14 protein-coding genes and 2 pseudogenes are annotated in these 16549 nt (G+C 69.2%); 10 read left to right on the forward strand and 6 right to left on the reverse strand.

The window, feature by feature from the left end; genetic code table 11:
- On the forward strand, nt 1-1136 hold a 1136-nt coding region (locus ACZ6ZT_RS34565), incomplete at its 5' end, for a hypothetical protein (protein ID WP_469724388.1).
- Between the two features lie 486 nt (nt 1137-1622).
- Entirely contained in the window at nt 1623-2519 is an 897-nt protein-coding gene (locus ACZ6ZT_RS34570; RefSeq protein ID WP_469724407.1) for an XRE family transcriptional regulator, read from the forward strand.
- 108 nt (nt 2520-2627) lie between these two features.
- Here ACZ6ZT_RS34570 and ACZ6ZT_RS34575 read toward each other — a convergent pair whose 3' ends face one another.
- Nucleotides 2628-3659 carry an ATP-dependent DNA ligase gene (locus ACZ6ZT_RS34575; protein ID WP_469724389.1) on the reverse strand — a complete coding sequence of 344 codons (1032 nt, stop codon included), beginning with the start codon at nt 3657-3659 and terminating at the stop codon, nt 2628-2630.
- Nucleotides 3660-3955: 296 nt separating this feature from the next.
- Entirely contained in the window at nt 3956-4195 is a 240-nt protein-coding gene (locus ACZ6ZT_RS34580; RefSeq protein WP_469724390.1) for an acyl carrier protein, read from the reverse strand.
- Nucleotides 4196-5209: 1014 nt separating this feature from the next.
- On the opposite strand from ACZ6ZT_RS34580, the gene ACZ6ZT_RS34585 reads away from it, so the two are divergent.
- Nucleotides 5210-5956, forward strand: coding sequence for a TetR/AcrR family transcriptional regulator (locus tag ACZ6ZT_RS34585; protein WP_469724391.1), 747 nt, complete (start codon nt 5210-5212; stop codon nt 5954-5956).
- 144 nt (nt 5957-6100) lie between these two features.
- On the opposite strand, the pseudogene ACZ6ZT_RS34590 reads toward ACZ6ZT_RS34585, so the two are convergent.
- Nucleotides 6101-6556, reverse strand: a pseudogene (locus tag ACZ6ZT_RS34590) (TfuA-like protein); the annotation flags it as partial.
- A 382-nt stretch (nt 6557-6938) separates the two neighbouring features.
- Between ACZ6ZT_RS34590 and ACZ6ZT_RS34595 the strand changes: the two are divergent.
- The 4 genes and pseudogenes from ACZ6ZT_RS34595 (at nt 6939) to ACZ6ZT_RS34610 (ending at nt 10291) form a co-directional block, all read left to right on the forward strand.
- Nucleotides 6939-8228 (forward strand): cation:proton antiporter, encoded by a 1290-nt coding sequence (locus tag ACZ6ZT_RS34595; protein WP_469724393.1) that lies wholly within the window; start codon nt 6939-6941, stop codon nt 8226-8228.
- Nucleotides 8229-8435: 207 nt separating this feature from the next.
- Nucleotides 8436-9080 carry a GAP family protein gene (locus ACZ6ZT_RS34600; RefSeq protein ID WP_469724394.1) on the forward strand — a complete coding sequence of 215 codons (645 nt, stop codon included), beginning with the start codon at nt 8436-8438 and terminating at the stop codon, nt 9078-9080.
- Nucleotides 9081-9253: 173 nt separating this feature from the next.
- On the forward strand, nt 9254-9469 hold the full coding sequence (locus ACZ6ZT_RS34605; protein ID WP_469724396.1) for a hypothetical protein: 216 nt from the start codon (nt 9254-9256) through the stop codon (nt 9467-9469).
- A gap of 20 nt (nt 9470-9489) precedes the next feature.
- Nucleotides 9490-10291 (forward strand): annotated as a pseudogene (locus ACZ6ZT_RS34610) (IS5 family transposase).
- A 6-nt stretch (nt 10292-10297) separates the two neighbouring features.
- On the opposite strand, the gene ACZ6ZT_RS34615 reads toward ACZ6ZT_RS34610, so the two are convergent.
- Genes ACZ6ZT_RS34615 through ACZ6ZT_RS34625 form a run of 3 tightly spaced genes read right to left on the reverse strand, consistent with a single transcriptional unit; the run spans nt 10298 to nt 13335 of the window.
- A complete protein-coding gene (locus ACZ6ZT_RS34615; RefSeq protein WP_469724397.1) occupies nt 10298-11017 on the reverse strand; it encodes a DUF2625 domain-containing protein in 720 nt (239 codons plus the stop codon).
- Between the two features lie 30 nt (nt 11018-11047).
- Nucleotides 11048-12493: an MFS transporter gene (locus ACZ6ZT_RS34620; RefSeq protein WP_469724398.1), complete on the reverse strand. Its 1446-nt coding sequence runs from the start codon at nt 12491-12493 to the stop codon at nt 11048-11050.
- On the reverse strand, nt 12490-13335 hold the full coding sequence (locus tag ACZ6ZT_RS34625; RefSeq protein WP_469724400.1) for an alpha/beta fold hydrolase: 846 nt from the start codon (nt 13333-13335) through the stop codon (nt 12490-12492). Before ACZ6ZT_RS34625 ends, ACZ6ZT_RS34620 begins: the two co-directional genes overlap by 4 nt.
- Nucleotides 13336-13427: 92 nt before the next feature.
- On the opposite strand from ACZ6ZT_RS34625, the gene ACZ6ZT_RS34630 reads away from it, so the two are divergent.
- From ACZ6ZT_RS34630 to ACZ6ZT_RS34640, 3 genes are all read left to right on the forward strand, one after another.
- Nucleotides 13428-14402: a LysR family transcriptional regulator gene (locus ACZ6ZT_RS34630; RefSeq protein WP_469724402.1), complete on the forward strand. Its 975-nt coding sequence runs from the start codon at nt 13428-13430 to the stop codon at nt 14400-14402.
- A 61-nt stretch (nt 14403-14463) separates the two neighbouring features.
- Entirely contained in the window at nt 14464-14985 is a 522-nt protein-coding gene (locus tag ACZ6ZT_RS34635; protein ID WP_469724404.1) for a transposase family protein, read from the forward strand.
- Between the two features lie 789 nt (nt 14986-15774).
- A complete protein-coding gene (locus ACZ6ZT_RS34640; protein ID WP_469724406.1) occupies nt 15775-16395 on the forward strand; it encodes a potassium channel family protein in 621 nt (206 codons plus the stop codon).
- Nucleotides 16396-16549: the final 154 nt, after the last annotated feature.

Below are 16549 nucleotides of genomic sequence, written 5' to 3' on the forward strand. Positions count from 1 at the left end.
ACCTCAACCTCACCGGCGTCACTCGATCAGTGACCACGCTGAAAACGCTCACTGGGGCCAAGGACGGCTACATCCTGACAGCGAAGGATCTGGGAACCGGCGCGATCCGCTGGTCCACGAAGCCGTGGTGGCCCTTCGACTCTGTCCGTCACGAGTTACCCCGACCGGAGATCGTGACCACCGGCGGGAAGGAATACATCGCGCTGTCGATCAGTGGAACCCCCGGCGAGGGCCCGTTGACCAACGGCAAGCCGACGGTCCGTATCGCGGTCTACCCTGCAGATGCTTCCGGCAGCACGCTGTCTCCGACGCGAACTATCGACATCCCCGCGCAGGAGACGGGCGACCCATTGCCGACCGCCCACGGCGGCTCCCTGCTCGCCTACACCGGTGAACACCAAGCCATCACCGCTGTGGACGTAGCAACCGGCAAGGTCACGCCCTACACCAGCGACGAAATCCGCAAGGCCCCAGATCCAAACCTGTGCTGGGGCTGCAGCAACGGAACACCCGTGGGCGTCACGCCGCGCGGCCCGCTGGTCCAAGGCGGCGGAGGCCGATTCTGGGTGCCCGGCGCATGGTACGACAGCTCGCACGTTCCTCCCGGCGCCTATGTGGCCGGAGGTGGCGACCTGGCGCGGCTGACGGCCGTAGGCGACCTGGCGATCGCGGGATGGCCGACCAAGAATGACGGCGGGGAAGAGACTGGCCAGCGTGTCTGGGCGGTACATGACACATCCACCGGCACAGTCAAGGCGTCCGTTACGTGTGAGACAGCGGTCAGCTCTCCGGGAGGATCCGACCCTGAAAACGTTCATCCCGCGCTCTCGCCCGACCAGCACTACCTCGTGTATGGGGTACTGGCCTTCGACCTGTCCACCGGCAAGGGATACTGCGCATCGGGTACAACCGACACCAAGGAGGCCGTCTTCACGGCTATCGACAACGACGGGACGGCCTACGGTCATGCGGGCGTCGGCGATACCGCGACCCCCATCAGCCTCTCCATCCCCACCGGGACGATCACCCCGCTGGCCCGTGACACCAAAGTGCCCACCGTGATTCTCAAGGACCAGGCGGTCTACCTTGGCGGAGACGCCGATGCGTACAGCGTGGTCGTATATCCGCGGCGTTGAGCAGCTAGGAGCTGGTGGCACTTCACCATCAGGTCCCAAGCCCGCCTCGCGAAGGAGGTCTAGGACTACGGGCGCTAGGCCGGGTGCCGCGCCTGGGAAGGAACCCGCGGCACTACGCAGCACGTATCCGTTCCGGCAGCGCCACCGATACACCCGCTCCGAGCGCTTCCCGCTGCATCTGCTCGACAACCGCCGCCGTCCGGGACATCATCATGAACTCGCTCCAGTGGCAGAAGAACTTCCTGTCCTGACCGGCGCATGAGGGTGAGGCCCCGGCGCAGAGCGCCGGGGCTTCGTCATGCCGAGGCTGGAGGGAAAGCGAACCTGACGGGGGCGTCCGGCGGATGAGATCAACGCCGTCAACGGGACGTCGTTGACCGGGAGTACATCGCGCGGTGGGAGCGCGGCAAAGTGGCGCCGAGGGGCTTCTATCTCGCGGCGCTGTCGCGGGTGCTGGATGTGCCCTTAGCCGTCCTGGAGGACCCCATGATGCGACGCACGTTCCTGACCGACGCGGCCGGCACGGCCATAGCACCCGTGGTCGCCTCCGACCTGTTGGCGCGGGGGTTCGCCGCCCGCCTGGCCCGCGGACCCTCGCCGGAGGCATGGGAGGCCAAGCTCGCCGCGTACGGGACGGACTACATGTCCATGGGCGCGGCCGACATCCAACGCCGCGTCGCGGGCGAACTCGTCGTCATCCAACAGCAACTCGACACCCCGCGCCTGTGGTCGGCCGCCGCCCGGTTCATGACCCTGTACGCGAAAACGTTCCCCGGCTCGGACGGGAGCGCGGCCGTGCGCTGGTACCGCATGGCCGCCACCGCCGCCGACCAGTCCGGTGACATCGACAGCCGCGTGTGGGTACGCGGGCGGGCTGCCATCGCCCTCGGCTACGAAGGCGCCTCCCTCGGCGTCGCGGACATCCTCGCGGACCAGGCCCTCGCCATCGGCGGCGACCGGCCCTCCCTCGGCCTGCTCAACGCCGTCTACGGCAAAGCCCACGCCGCCGCCCTCCGAGGCGACCACCACACCGCCCGCACCCTCGACACCCAAGGACGGCGGATCTTCGACGCGGCCGGCTCCCACGAGCAGACCTCCGACTACGCCGTCCCCTGGTGGCGGCTCAACGTCTTCCGCTCCCTGCTCTTGGCCCGCCTCGGCGACGAGAAAGCCGCCACCGACGCCCAAGACCAGGCCCTCGCCGCACTCCCGGCATCCCTGCCCCGCTTCGCCACCCACCTCGAACTCCACCGCGGCCTGGTGCTCGCCCGCTCCGGCGACAAGGCCAGCGGCATCGCACACGCCACCACCGCCATGAACGCCCTCCCCCCGGAAAAACACAGCCTCACCCTGCGCCTGCTCCTCAACGAGATCCAGGCCTGACCGGGCAGGAGCCCGCAGCCGGCCCGCAGCCGCGTACTCGTCGTACTCCTCACGCACCGAACGCACCACGAAACACGCGCCAATCGCACATCAACGGCCCAGCCACGGTCAGCTGGCTGCGGCGGCCGAGCCCTCCCCGAACCGGGCAACGTCCTCCACCGTGACGTCCATGCGCAACCGCTTGAAGCGCAGGGGGTGGCGCCAGACGCCGCCTCGGTCCACGGCGGTATCAGCGCTGACCTCGGCCACCAGCTCCGGGCGGACCAGGCGCACGTCCAGGACGTCGCGGCTCCCCCACGTCGAAGCGAACCGCACCCCGGTCCAGGGGTGTCCGGGGCCGGAGGCCGTCAGGTGTGCGGCGACCAGGCGGGCCGCGTCCGGGCGCAGCGGGACGGTGCGGCCGACCGCGCGGAGCCGGCCCTTGTGATCGTGGCGGCCGAGGACGAGGAGCTGCGGGCGGGTCAAGGTGCCGGTGACGGCGCCGATGATCGCTTCGGTGGTGTCCCGACGTCTGACCTTGGTCCACGCACCTCTGCGACCGGGCTCGTATCGGCTGGTCAGGGGCTTGACCACGATGCCTTCGACGCCGGACACGTCCGTCCACGACTGAAGCCACTCCCGGGCCTTGGCCGCATCCGTCGTCATCGGACACAGCGTCCAGGGGGCCGTCAGGCCATGGTCAGCGAACAGGGCCTCCAGACCGGCGCGGCGCTCCACATAGGGCAGGTCGAGCAGCTCCCGGCTGCCCTGCTGCAAGACATCGAACGCCATGAAGAAGGCCGGCAGCTTCGCGGCCAGGCCAGCGGCGCCGCCGGCGCGGGCGGCGGCCCGGCGCTGCAACCCCTCGAACGACAGGGCGCCGGCCCCGGCGTCCCACACCAGCAGCTCGCCATCGAGGACCAGGCCGTCAGGCAGCTGCGCCTCGGCGGCGGCGACAAGATCGGGGAACGCGCCCTGGACCAGGGAACCTCGGCGGGTCTGGAGCAGCACCCGCCCACCCGGCCCGGCCGGGGTGAACACCAGCGCCCGGTACCCGTCGAACTTCTGCTCATACGCCACCTTCGAGGCGAGCGGACGCACCGGCGGCATCACCTCGGCAGCCTGCGCCAACATCGGCTCCACCGGCGGACTGAGCACCACCCCCGCCACCTCCCTCGGACTGCGCACGACAGATGGCCGGACGGACAATCTCGATGCACAGTTTCCGGGCCGCGCCAGTGCTTCGGGCCGCGCGCCGGTCGGGATGCCACCCCGCGGGTGTACGTCAGGACTGCAAGGCTTCGGCGAGCGCCAAGCGCTGGGCGCGCAGCCCGTCGCTCTCGGCAACGACTCATCTCTCTGCGCCGCGCAGGGCTCCGGAGACCGCTCCGGACACCAGCAACGCTACGCGCGGATGCGGACTCGCGGTCGGCTCGGGCACCCGCCCGCCGCTGGCCTCAGCCGCGTGAGGGAGTCATGGCGTCAATGACGTCCTGGACGATGGCGAAGCTGTCGCCCACCTCGTCGCTGATATCCGCCTGGAACTCCTCCTCCAAGGCATTTACCAGATTTGGCCTGGCCAGCTCGTCCATCCCGAGGTAGACGAGCGAGATGCGGTTGTTCCTCAGCTGCTCCATCTCGCATCCCAGTTCCTCGGCAATAACCTTCTTCGCGCCTCTTCGATGCTGATCATGCAAGCCTCTCCTCGATAAAGCCGGACACCGATCACGTCGGCCTAAGTGATCATTCCGGCCTCAAGCCCAGGCAGGTGGGCGACGCACGGAAGACCCCCTGAACGAGCAATTGCGCCACTGCTGGGGGTCGCACGGCCGGAGCACTGGTGCGGCCCGGAACTGTGCATCGAACTTGTCCGTCTGGGCCATCTACGGTGCTCAGTCACAACCACGCCGCTCGACAGGACAGAGCTGGGCAGAAAAATCGAACACGAGATGGAATAGGAGAGTCCGCCGCATCCAGGAGCCCGCCATGACCTCCCCCACCCCCACACCCCGACCACAGGTCGTGACCTGGGCCCCGAGCCAGGCCGGACCGTGCGCGAAATGGCCTGTTAACTGCACCAACGCACTCGTCGCCGGACTCTGAGGGGCTGGGACGGGACAAGGGCGCGGTTGCAATTCGTTCTGGGCGCCCCAACGCTCTGCGTGTCCGTCCGCCTCGGGAGGCGATGGACGCAACCATAAATGCGTGCTTGCCTCCCTGCTCCCCGGCATCCGGGGGCTTCGCACTCCGCTGGCCACCGGCTACCTCTACCTGTTGGCACTGCTATTGATGGTCGGAGGTAGCATCCCGACCAAAGCCGAAGTGCGTGAACCTCTCAGCCTGCTCTACGGCGTCGTGGACTGGATGGGGAAGCCGGCCGCGCTAGCTGCTAGCACTTTCGGCGCCTACCTGCTGGGGAGCGTCCTGGAGGTCCACGCCGCCACGGTCGCTCGCGGACTATGGATGATCCGTAAGAAGTACTGGCTGCCTGACCGGCGGAGACTCAACCACGTTCTTGAGACAGAGGCAGGCAGGGAGCAGTGGGGAGACCTTCCTGGTGACAGGCCACGTGACAATCCCTACTTGCAGCTCATGGCGGCTCAGGAAGCACTAACGAAGCCAGCTGTGGATACCCTCGCGATGTACTGCGCGGACAGGCTCGGGCGGCCCGTCAGATCGAACCGACTCTTCGCTGAAGCAACCTGCCGGGCATGCAGACCGCACCCCGCAAGAGCACCCGCTCCCGCCCCGCCAAGCCCGCACTCAGCGAGACGGCCGTCGTCGAGGCGGGACTGCGCGTCCTGCGCCGCGAAGGGGTGGACGCGGTGACGATGCGCAAGGTGGCCGCGGAACTCGACACCGGCCCCGCTTCGCTCTACGTCTACGTCTCCCACCGCGATGAACTGCTGCGCCTGATGCTCGACGCCGTGGTCGCGACCGTCCCGCTGCCGGACGTGCCGGCCCCACCCGCTCCCGCCGGCCCCCTGACGGGCGGGGAGGACTGGAGAGACCGGCTGGTCACGCTCGTCATCGACGTGGTGCACGCGCTCAACGGCCATCCCGGCATCGGCCGCGTCTCGCTCGGGGACATCCCGACCACCCCGGCCTGGCTCGACCTCTTCGACCGGATCCTCGGCCTCCTGCTGGCCGGCGGGGTCCCCCGGCAGCGCGCCGCCTGGGGCTGCGACCTGATCGCCCTGCACATCGGCGCGGTGACCTACGAGGTCGGCGCCGCCGCCGTCGGGGGCGACGGCCCGGGTGCCCTTCAGCAGGCCCTGGACGCACGGCACGCCCGCAGCGCGATCACGGACCGCCTCGCCACACTGGACCCGGCCCGCCATCCGCACCTCGCGGCGAGCACGGCCGAACTGGCCGCCGGACCGGCCGCCGCCCGCCTCGCGCTCGGGATCGACGTACTGATCAGCGGCCTGGCCCGGCCCGTCGCCGGCGGTCCGTGACCCGGGCGCAGTGGCGCAGGGCGAGGGCCGATCGGCTGTTCTTCCTGAACGTTCCCGTGCTGGAGCACAACGAGGCCGGCGTCCCCGACGGACCGGTCGCCGAGCTGCTCCGCTCCGGCGCGGAGGGTGCGGCGCCAGGGCGTGCCAGAGGTTGACCAGCGGCCGGGTCAGCGCGCCGAACGCACCGTCCGGGGCCTGCCCGACCGCGACTTCGTCGTCACCGTCGATGTCCCCGCGCGCGTACGCGCGGTAGATGCTGCCGACGCCGACCATCCCGTACGGCGCCAGCTCGGCCGCCCGCAGCGCGCCGATGCTCGCCGCCCCGAGCACCGTGACACCCCGGATCATCATCGGTGTCGAGGAATGCGTTGGTTGCGGTGGCGGTATTTCCTTTATCGCCTCCCGTGAGTCGAAGGGTGAAGGCGCCCAGTACAGGGATCGGGATGAGCAATTCGGAGATTCCAACGCTCGGGCAACAAGGGGTCCTGAAGTGACATTCAATTCGAAAAAAATGCCACCAGGCAGGCTTTGGCGTCGGGATATCCGTGGCGGAACGCCGACGCGGAGCAGACGCGGAGCAGACCCCGACAGGAGAATCATCTTCACCAGCAAAGAATCCAGCAAGTGGGGCGCAGCCAACGTGAGGGGAAGCACCCGATCGGATCCGCGTAAGCAGATTGTGATTCAAGGGGCACAATTGTCGGCGAGGCCGCATGGGGACCAGACAGGCCGAGATGCGGGGGCCCTGCGGAGGTCGGCAGCGTCGTCGGCCAAGTCCGGCTCGTTTGGTCGACGCGCGTTCGGCCGACCGGTGTGTTCTCGGCGCGTTCGGGAGAGCCTTTCCCTGGCGCCTGACCGGCAGCGCCATAAAGTCACAATTCGTTTCTTTGCGTAAGGAGGGAGGGCGCTTTTGGGAGCCCCGGCACGCTGCCCGTGGCGTGGCCGCCCTGTCGGCGATGAATGCCGGGTGTGAGGAGTGCGGATGAACGGCTGGGCCGTAGTGATCGCCGGCAGTGTGGTCATCGGCTATGGGGCACTCTCACGGCGATTGTCCACCACGGTGTTCTCGGGACCGATGATTTTCATGCTGCTCGGTCTGGCGCTCGGCCCGCTGGGCCTTGATCTGTTGGACCAGGCCAAGGACCCCGAGGTCACGCGGACGCTGCTGGAAAGCGCACTGGTGCTCCTGCTGTTCGCCGATGCGGCGGGGATCAGGGCCCGGGACCTGCGCCGAGAGGAGTTCTTGCCGCTGCGGCTGCTCGCTGTGGGCCTGCCGGTCACGATGGCTCTGGGGTGGCTGGTCGCCTGGCCCTTGCTGCCCGGCCTGGGTGTCTGGGAGCTGGCCTTGGTCGGCATCGTCCTGGCCCCGACGGACGCCGCGCTCGGGCAGCAGGCCTTCTCCAATAAGCAGGTGCCACCGCTGACCCGCGACGGTCTGGCCGTCGAATCAGGTCTGAACGACGGTCTGGCGCTTCCTTTCTTCGTACTGGCGCTCGCGGCGGCCGATGAGGAGCACGGCCATCCGGGTGCGGCCGAGACGTTCCTGAGGGCGCTGCTGCTGAGCGGCGCCATCGGAGTCGCGGTCGGCTGGATTGGAGCGAGTCTGCTGCGCTGGACGCTCTCACGAGGGTGGAGCAGCTCCGACTGGCGGCAGTTCCTCGTACTCGCCGTTCCGGTCATCGCCTACGTCCTGTGCTCCATGGGCGAGGGCAGCGGCTTCATCGGTGCTTGGGCCGCCGGCCTGACATTCGGCATCCACCTGCGCCGGACACCCGCAGACCTTGGCGTCCGTTCCCAGGACTCGGACCCCGCGCGGAGCACCATGTTCACCGAACGCCTAGGCCTCCTACTCGCCTCGCTGAGCTTCCTCGTCTTCGGCGCGATCATCCTGGGACCCGCGCTCCAGCACCTGACGTGGCGGGTCGTCGTCTACGCACTGCTCAGCCTTACCATCATCCGGATACTGCCCGTCGCACTCGCCTTGGTCGGCACCGGCTTGCGTCCCGCCTCCGTTGCCTACATCGGCTGGTTCGGTCCGCGCGGGCTCGCTTCCCTCGTGTTCGGCCTGCTCGCCCTGGAAGAGGATCTGCCCGGGGTAACCCTGCTGAGCGAGGTCATCGCCGTGACCGTGGGCCTGAGCGTCATCCTTCACGGAGCATCAGCTCCCTTCCTGGGCAACCGCTACGGGGCATGGTTCACCAGAACACTGCGCGTCACGCCGGACCTGCGGGAGAACGCACTCGCGCGCCATGACGCCCCACACCTGTGGTAGTGAGGAGAGCAGAATCGAAGCGGTCACGCGCCGGGCAGTGCGGTGTGAGAGCTCCGTATCGACTTCGGGCGGTGTATCACGCTTTTCCGGTCACTGTCGGCCAAGGAGGGTCGTGGGTGCCTGCGGCGCCGCGGATCTCGACCCCGTTTCCCGCTTCTTCCGTCCCAAGACAGCAGATGGCCTCGACCTCTGGGAGTGACTGCACTGATGGTGCTCGACCTGCTCGTGATCGGTACGGCCATCACTCTGGGACCCATGCACAACAGTGCCTTCATCCTGCTGCTCACCTCGCGGCATGGTGTCCGCAAGGGCCTGGCGTTCTTGTTGTCGTGGCTCGCCAACCTGGTCGTGGTGATCGCGTGCGTGCTGCTGCTGACCGGTGGTGAGCCTCCGGCCCGCCACAGTGCGCCGTCGACGGCCGCGGCGTGTGTGAAGCTCGTCTTCGGTGTGGGGCTGGTGCTGTACGGCGCGCACCGGCGTCGTCGGCCGCCGCGCCCCCACGGCCCGCCGCGCTGGACCGCCCGGGTGGACCGCGCCTCACTGGCCACGGTCGCCGCGCTGGCCTGGCTGCTGCAGCCTTGGGCTCTGGTCGGTGCCGGCGCCGCCACGGTCGTCACCGCGGACCTTTCCTCTCTCGGTGACTGGCTCGCCCTGATCGGCTACTGCCTGCTGGCCACGCTCGGCCTCATCGTCATGGAGCTGTACACGGTCCGGGCGCCGGCGGTCGCGAGTGCCAGGCTGAACGCTCTGCGAACCTGGCTCGCGCAGAACCAGAACCGGGTGATCGTCGCGCTCTCCTTGATCGCCGGCTTGTGGCTGACGGCGACGGGCATTTACGAGCTGGTCGCCTGACGGCACGTATGGCCGCTACGCCGCCACCGACGGTCGCGGGATTGCAGATCGTCGCGACACAGAGGCTGTCGGCTCACTCATCCGGTCATGCCCGAGATGGAGTACGTCCTCCTGCCGACTCCTTGGCTGTGTCCGTAATGTCCCATGTGGAACTGATGGCTGTGAGGTGACTGGTGGTTCTCCACGACATTCAGAAGCCGACGGCCGATCCGGCCGTCGATATCTTCGCCTCTCCGCTGAGTAAGCGGCCCCTGCCCAAGCGGTCGATGCCGGAGTCCTCCGCGCCGCCGTCCGTGGTCTTCCAGCTGCTGCGCAACGGGCTACTCCTGGACGGCAACGCCGCGCAGAACCTGGCCATAACGTTCAAGAGGCCATCTCAACTGGCATGATCACTACGCTGTCTGATGTGATGACTTGGGTGGAGCGTCTGGTTCCGGACGGGTTATGGGAGTTGTTTCAGCGGGTGGTCCCGGCTGCTCCGGTGCGTCCGCAGGGTGGCGGCCGACAGCGGCACGGGGATCGCGAGCTGCTGACGGCGATCATGTTCGTGGCCACGACGGGCTGTACCTGGCGGCAGCTACCTCCGGCGTTCGGTCCGTCTGGAACGACCGCGCACCGCAGGTGCACCGAATGGAGCCGAGCCAGGGTTTGGGGCAAGCTCCACCCCCGGTCCTGGACGAACTCGGTGCACGCGGAGATCTGGACTGGTCTCGGTGCGCGGTCGACTCCGTGAACATGCGGGCCCTCAAAGGGGGGACCTGACAGGTCCGAATCCCGTGGATCGCGGCAAGAAGGGCTCAAAGATCCACTTGATCACCGAGCGATCCGGTCTGCCCCTCTCGACTGGGATCTCCGCCGCGGACACCCACGACAGCCAGGGCGTCGATCCCCTCGTCCGCGGCATCCCGCCTATCCGCTCCCGCCGCGGACCGCGTCGACGGCGGCCCGCCAAACTCCATGCTGACAAGGGGTACGACTACGACCGCCTGCGAAGGTGGCTGCGCTCCCGCAACATCACCCCACGCATCGCCCGGAAGGGCATCGAATCCTCTCAGCGCCTGGGCCGCCACCGTTGGACAGAGGAGCGAACGGTGGCCTGGCTCACTGGATGCCGCCGTCTGCGCCGCCGCTACGAGCGCAAGGCCGAACACTTCCTCGCGTTCGCCGGCATTGCCGCCACCCTCATCTGCTATCGGCGTTTGGACGGGTGAGCCGGTTCATACGACTCCGAGGAAGCCCGGGTCAGTGCCGTCGAACTGAAGGCACGAGTCGCGGCTTACGCCGAGGAGTTCCGCCATGGGCACCGCGCGACGGCTGGTCGCCGACAGATCCTGGCGGGCCTCAGCCGACCACAATGGCGGGAAGAAGGACAGTCCCTGGCGACTGTCCAGCACAGAGATCTCACTGCGCCAGCCGTCCCACCGCAGGCCTTCATAGAACTCCTGGAGTCCTCCGGAGAAGATCCAGGACAGCCACGCCGAGTGGCCGGCGCCCAAGGCCTCCCAGCCGAGCGCATCAGGGGCGAAGTAGAGGATCTCGCCTGGGTCGCCGGGTCGACCGGCCTCACGGGGGTTGCCCCCGTTGAGGGCGAAGACCCCGCCCAGCACGTCGTGCGCAACCACGAGACCAGCACCAGGGCGCCATGCAGGATCGAATGACGACGGCATCGCGTTGACCTCGACCAGACCTGGCAGTCCGGCGTCGCTCGGGCTTCCGAAGATTCGTAGCCATCCACCGTCCACGCGCAGACCGCCGCAGTTCAGTACGATGCCGCCCAAATTCGACCGGGCAGAGACCTGTAGTTGCAGCAGGGACGCTCGGCCTGCCACGGGATCGCCGGGCAGTACCTCAACTGGTACGTCGGTGCCGGACAGCTCCTGAAGAAGGAGCGGCCATGCAGGGTCGTCGACGTTGATCAGTTCATTGTCCTCGCGCATCTCCGCATCGTCGCACCAACGCCGAGAGGCTCAGTCCGGCGGGTCACCCGCACGCCGATCTACCAGTCGAGATGGCCTCTTACATACGTGCCCCTCCGCTCCGACTGTCGTGTCCTGCACGGGCTCGGTGCCGGGCCGGTCGCGGAGGCGGAGGCTGATCAGTGCGGTGATCGTGAAGGCGGCGACCTGGTAGAGCATGGCGTGCCGGAACGCGGTGTCCGCATCGGCGGCGGGGGCGTAGTAGGCGAGTCCGGCCGCGCTCACTCCGATGGATCCGCCGAGCTGCTGTGCGGTGGGCAGCAGTCCGGAGACCGAACCGGCGGCGGGGCCGTGCACCTCGGCCAGGACGAGGGTGAACACCGACGCGGTGAAGGCACCGAACGCGGCTCCGCCGACGGCCAGTACGGGCAGTGCCGCCTGGCGTCCCGCCTCCGAACCGACGAGCGGGGCCAGCGCCAGGCACATCCCGGCCAGTATTAGGGACGCGACGGTGAGCACCGTTGGCCCGTGCCGTCGGGTGAGAGCGGGCGCGGCTCTGCTGCCGACGGCGGCGGCTGCGGCGAACGGCGCCGCCGTCAGCGCGGCCGCCAGGGCCGAGTACCCGACGGCGGACTGAAGGTGGAGGTAGAGCAGGTAGGTGAAGGAGGGCACGCCCGTGTTGAAGACGAACACCAGCAGCGTGCCCCTCCGAGCCGACCGGTCACGCAGCACCGCGGGATGGATCAGCGGGTCAGGCCGGTGCGGGAGGCTCCGGGCGAAGTGGCCGAGGGCGGCCGCGGCCACGGCGAAACCGGCCCACGTCCACCAGGGCCAGCCCGCTTCCCGCCCCAGCGCCAGGGGCAGGACCAGCGCGCCGGCTCCCACGGTGACCTGCAGCGCGCCCAGCTTGTCGACGCGGAGTCCGTCCGCCCCGCGGGTGCGGGGCAGCGCGGTCGCTCCGGCCAGCGAGGCGAGCGCCACCGGCACGGTGAGCAGCAGCACCGGCCGCCAGCCGAGGCCGAAGAGATCGGCACTGAGGACGAGGCCGCCGATCAGCGGCCCGGCCAAGGACGCGACGGCCATGGTGGCGCCGTACAGGCTGAGGGCGCGCGGTCGGCGTGTCGCGGGGGTGGCGGCCTGGATGAGCGACAGGACCTGGGGGGCGACCAGGCCGCTGCCCGCGCCCTGCACAAGCCGGGCCGTGATCAGCGATGCGGCGTCGGGGGCACACGCTCCGGCCACCGAACCCGCGGTGAATACCACGGTGCCCGCCACGAACAGGCGGCGGTAGCCGTACCGGTCGCCCAGCCGTGCGGCGGGGATGAGCAGGCACGCGTACGTCAGGGTGTATCCGGCGAGGACCAGTTGCACGGCGCCCGGACCGGCGCCCAGACCGGCCTGTATCTCCGGCGCGGCCACCTGGGCGACCGTGACGTTGAGCAGTTGCACGAAGGTGGCGCTGAGCACCACCGGCAGCACGAGGCGTCCGCCGCTCACGGCAGCAGAGCCGCGGCGAGCTCACGGGGCCGGGCGGCGAACGGGCTGTGGCTGCCCGGGAGGGTGCGCACGGTGAACGGATTGCCGGGCACGGCACGGTCGGCTTCCGCGATCATCAGGTCCTGCACGGCCGTGGGCAGTGCCCGGTCCTCCGCGCAGCGCAGGAAGGTCCGCGGGACGCGCCCCCACCGTTGTGGAGTCACGATGACCTCGGTGGTGGGGATCGCCAGCGGCAGATCGGGGCTCAATGCCGAGCGCCAGCGGTCGAAGCGGTCCGGAGGGGTGTCGTGGTAGTGGGTCTGCCGCAGTTCCTCGACGTAGGCGGGATCCTGTGAAAGCGGGTTGATCCGCACGGCGCCCAGTTCCCCGGGGTCGCCGAGGTTGAGGCTCTGGCCCCGGGCCGTGGCGTTCTCGGGCGAGCCGAGATAGTCGAAGAACCGAGGCCGCCCGGCGGGCACGAAGGCGGAGAGGTAGACGATCTCGTCGACGAGTTCGGGTGCGCGCTCGGCAGCCAGGGACGCGGGGCCGCCGCCCGCACTGTGCGCGACGAGCACGACACGACGGTAACGGCGGGCCTGGCGCAGCGTGTCCAGCACGGCCTCGGCGCTGTCGTCCATCGTCACGGTGGCGAGCGCGGACTTCTCGGTCAACAGGCCCGGCTGGCCCGGCTGGAGGTATCCGGTGGGCAGTGGCGCGTCGAGGCCGTGCCCAGGCAGGTCGACGGCCAGGCTCGCGGCACCGAGGGCGGCGAGTGCGCGCTGCGTCGCCGCCCACTGCCCTGAGCCGTGCCAGGCCCCGTGCACGAGGACGAAGACGGTGTCTGGGTAGGCGGAATCAGTCATGACCGCATTCCACGCGACCCGGCCCCGATCATCCAGCGAAAGATCTGACAAGCTGGCCGACGATACATGTGAGATATGGCTGGGAGGCTGACATGGAGGCGCGGCACCTGCGGTACGCACTGACCCTCGCCGAGCACGCCCACTTCGGCCGGGCGGCCGGTGCGCTGGGCATCGCGCAGCCTCCGTTGTCCAAGCAGATCGCCGACCTCGAACGGGAAGTGGGCGCCCGCCTGTTCGATCGCACCCGCCAGGGGGTGTTTCCGACAGCTGCGGGCGCGGCCTTCCTCTCCCGGGCGCGCAGGGCGCTCGACGAGATCGCGGCGGCCTCGGTCGACGCGGCCAGGGCGGCACGCGGCGAGACGGGGCGGCTGCGCCTGGGGTTCATCGCCTCGGCGCTGCTCGAACCCCTGCCGGACGTCCTCGGCCGGTTCGGCCGCGAACGGCCCGACGTGCGGCTGGAACTGCACGAGATGGCGACCAGGCGCAGCACGGCCGCGCTGATCGCCGGCGAACTGGACGTGGCGATCGGCCTCGGCCGGCCAGGGGGCGTCGGAGCCGAGCAGTTGGTATCGGTCCCGATCGGACACGACCACCTGGTCGCGGTCGTGAGCAGCACGCACCCGTACGCGGGTCAGTCGTCGGTGGACGTGGAGCAGCTGCGGCGACGTCCGCTGATCGTCGCGCCGGGGGAGGACGAGCCCGCCGTCGTCGCCGGGCTGCGGACCCTCCTGGGCAAGGACTCCCCGGCGCTCGCCGGTGCGACGGTCGCGAGGGACATCCACACCATCATCGGCCTCGCCGCCTGCGGGGTGGGCGTCGGTCTCGGCCCCTCTCGCATGCTGACGGCCCCACGGCGGGGCACGTGGTTCTGCGAGGTGACCCCGCGTACGCCGCTGCCCGATCTGGTCCTGTCCTTCCAGGCCCGGGACCCTTCCCCGGCGCTGAACGCCTTCCTCGACGTCATCCGCACGAACTGCCCCGTGGTCGGTGCCGCGCTCGACCACCGGCTCGGCCCACTTGGACCACAGGAAGGCGACCGCGACTCGCTCCTGTCGACCTTCTCGTGAGGGTGGCTGAGATAGCCCGAAAATCGCCCGGCCGGTGGACAGCGTGGGACAGCGCTGCGCCGTGAACGAAGTACGGCCGCAACTCGACGAGTTGCTGTTCTCCTCGCTGGAGAACGTGTTGGTGGAGTCGGTCGAGATGACCGACATGGCCGTCCGGGTGGAGGCCCTGAGTACTGCCCGGCAGGCGACCTGCCCGGACTGTGGGCGCCTGTCGGGACGAATACACGGCTCCTATCTGCGGTTTCCTCACGATCTGCCGACGGCGGGCAAGTCTGTCGTGGTGGCATTGAGGGTGCGCCGGTTCGTCTGCGCGGGGAGTTCCTGCCCGCGAAAGACCTTCGCCGAGCAGGTGCCAGGACTCACCCGCCGGTTCGGCCGGCGGACGGAGCGGCTGCGATCGACGCTCATCTCGGTCGGCCTCGCACTCGCGGGCCGGGCCGGGGCACGCATGACAAAGGTCTTCGGGGCGCCGGTCAGCCGAAACACCCTGGTGAGACTGATCGCCTCGCTCCCCGATCCGCCCACGGGCACGCCCCGCGTGATCGGCGTGGACGAATACGCCCAGCGCAAGGGACGGATCTAGGGAACGGTGCGAGCTGGCACGGTTGATCGGTGAGTCCGGTGCGCTGCTGCTGGCCGACTACCTCACCGCCGTGCCCGACGAGCACGCCGACTGCGAGTCCGCGTACGCCTTCGGGCATCTGGTGACGGTGGCGAGCCGGTACCTCACGCGGGCGCGGTCTGCGTGGCGGAGCGTACGCTCCGCGTTTACCGCCCCTATGCGGCCCCGGCCAGGGCCGGCATCAGCGGGCCGCTTACCCGGGATGACCCGGTGGAGAGCGGCACGTACGACATCGCCGGTGGTGGTGCTGTGGGCGGCGTACCGGGCGCGTTCTTCGAGGTCTTCGGGTGGTGCTGCACCACACGCCCGGCTTGGCCGGGTTTTGCCGATCACCCGCGCAGCCGCGTCCACATCGCCGGTCATGCGGACCCGGCATACGTTCGAGGCCTGCGGCGCCGATTCGGACGCCGCCGGGTCGTGGACGGTCGCTGGTGCCGAAACCGCTCCCTGGCGGACCGGTCCTCGCCGAGCGCCGTCAACAGTCCGGACGTGGCGTCCACCAGCGGCCCGGTGAGGATGGAGATGCTCATGGACGGCGCGAGGACACCGGGCAGCTCCCAGGCCCCGGAGCCGCCAGACGCAAGGCGACCACGCGACGAGCACGACCCGGGTCGCCGGCCTGGCCCATCCCCGGCGGAGCCGTCGGCGCCAGGGGCGGCACCGAAGCCTGTGCGCCGCCGCGCCGTGGCCACACTCATCGGCGCCAACGGAGCGACCTTGGCAGTGTGGCGTTCATCGTCTTGTTCATGGATGCCACCGCAGACGAGCACCTTGGCATCACCACTCGTGCGCCTGGGCGCAGGGCTGACCGTGCGCCCGCGTCCCGCCGGTTCTGGAGAACGCATCGGCACACGATCCGTTGGCTTGATCGTCATGCGATCCCTGCTGCGCACACTGGCATCCGTCGCTGTGCTGGTGACGGCGTACTACCTGCTTCCCCTGGGCTCTGCCTCGACAGGGGCCGTCGTAGCGATCCTGGCCGTCGGACTCGTGCTCCTCGTCATCCTGGTGATCTTCCAGGTCCGCTCGATCCTCTCCTCGTCCTTTCCGGGCCTGCGTGCCGTGGAGGCCGTCTCGATCAACGTTCCGCTCGTCCTGCTGCTCTTCGCATGCGCGTACGTGGCCACGTCCCATGGTTCGGCCGGCAGTTTCAGCGAGCCGTTGAAGCACACCGATGCGCTCTACTTCAGCGTCACCGTGTTCTCGACGGTGGGGTTCGGCGATATCACCGCCAAGAGCGAGACAGTGCGCCTGATGGTCACCGGGCAGATGGTCACGGACGTCGTCCTCATCGGCATCATCGTCAAGGCCATCACGGACGCGGTGAAACGGGGACGCGAGAAGCAGAGGCGGACGCCAGATCTTAGGTGACCGCCTGGTGTTCTCTACGCGGGTGAAGGCGTCACGGTGCCGGGACCGGATGTGTCGCCCCCTCGAACCATACGGCCGTCGTTCGCCCGGGGCACAGGCACACTGAGCGTTTTCAGCGTTGCCTCTCCAGAGTGAGGACAGCCTTGGTGATGAC

Source organism: Streptomyces sp. NPDC102258, assembly GCF_055584685.1.

Excerpts from the sequence above, each read along its gene's own strand:
- ACZ6ZT_RS34615 (WP_469724397.1), bottom strand. The coding sequence starts at position 11,017 with ATGCGCGAGGACAATGAACTGATCAACGTCGACGACCCTGCATGGCCG.
- ACZ6ZT_RS34630 (WP_469724402.1), top strand. The coding sequence starts at position 13,428 with ATGGAGGCGCGGCACCTGCGGTACGCACTGACCCTCGCCGAGCACGCC.
- ACZ6ZT_RS34585 (WP_469724391.1), top strand. The coding sequence starts at position 5,210 with ATGCAGACCGCACCCCGCAAGAGCACCCGCTCCCGCCCCGCCAAGCCC.
- ACZ6ZT_RS34625 (WP_469724400.1), bottom strand. The coding sequence starts at position 13,335 with ATGACTGATTCCGCCTACCCAGACACCGTCTTCGTCCTCGTGCACGGG.
- ACZ6ZT_RS34640 (WP_469724406.1), top strand. The coding sequence starts at position 15,775 with ATGCCACCGCAGACGAGCACCTTGGCATCACCACTCGTGCGCCTGGGC.
- ACZ6ZT_RS34600 (WP_469724394.1), top strand. The coding sequence starts at position 8,436 with ATGGTGCTCGACCTGCTCGTGATCGGTACGGCCATCACTCTGGGACCC.
- ACZ6ZT_RS34570 (WP_469724407.1), top strand. The coding sequence starts at position 1,623 with ATGATGCGACGCACGTTCCTGACCGACGCGGCCGGCACGGCCATAGCA.
- ACZ6ZT_RS34595 (WP_469724393.1), top strand. The coding sequence starts at position 6,939 with ATGAACGGCTGGGCCGTAGTGATCGCCGGCAGTGTGGTCATCGGCTAT.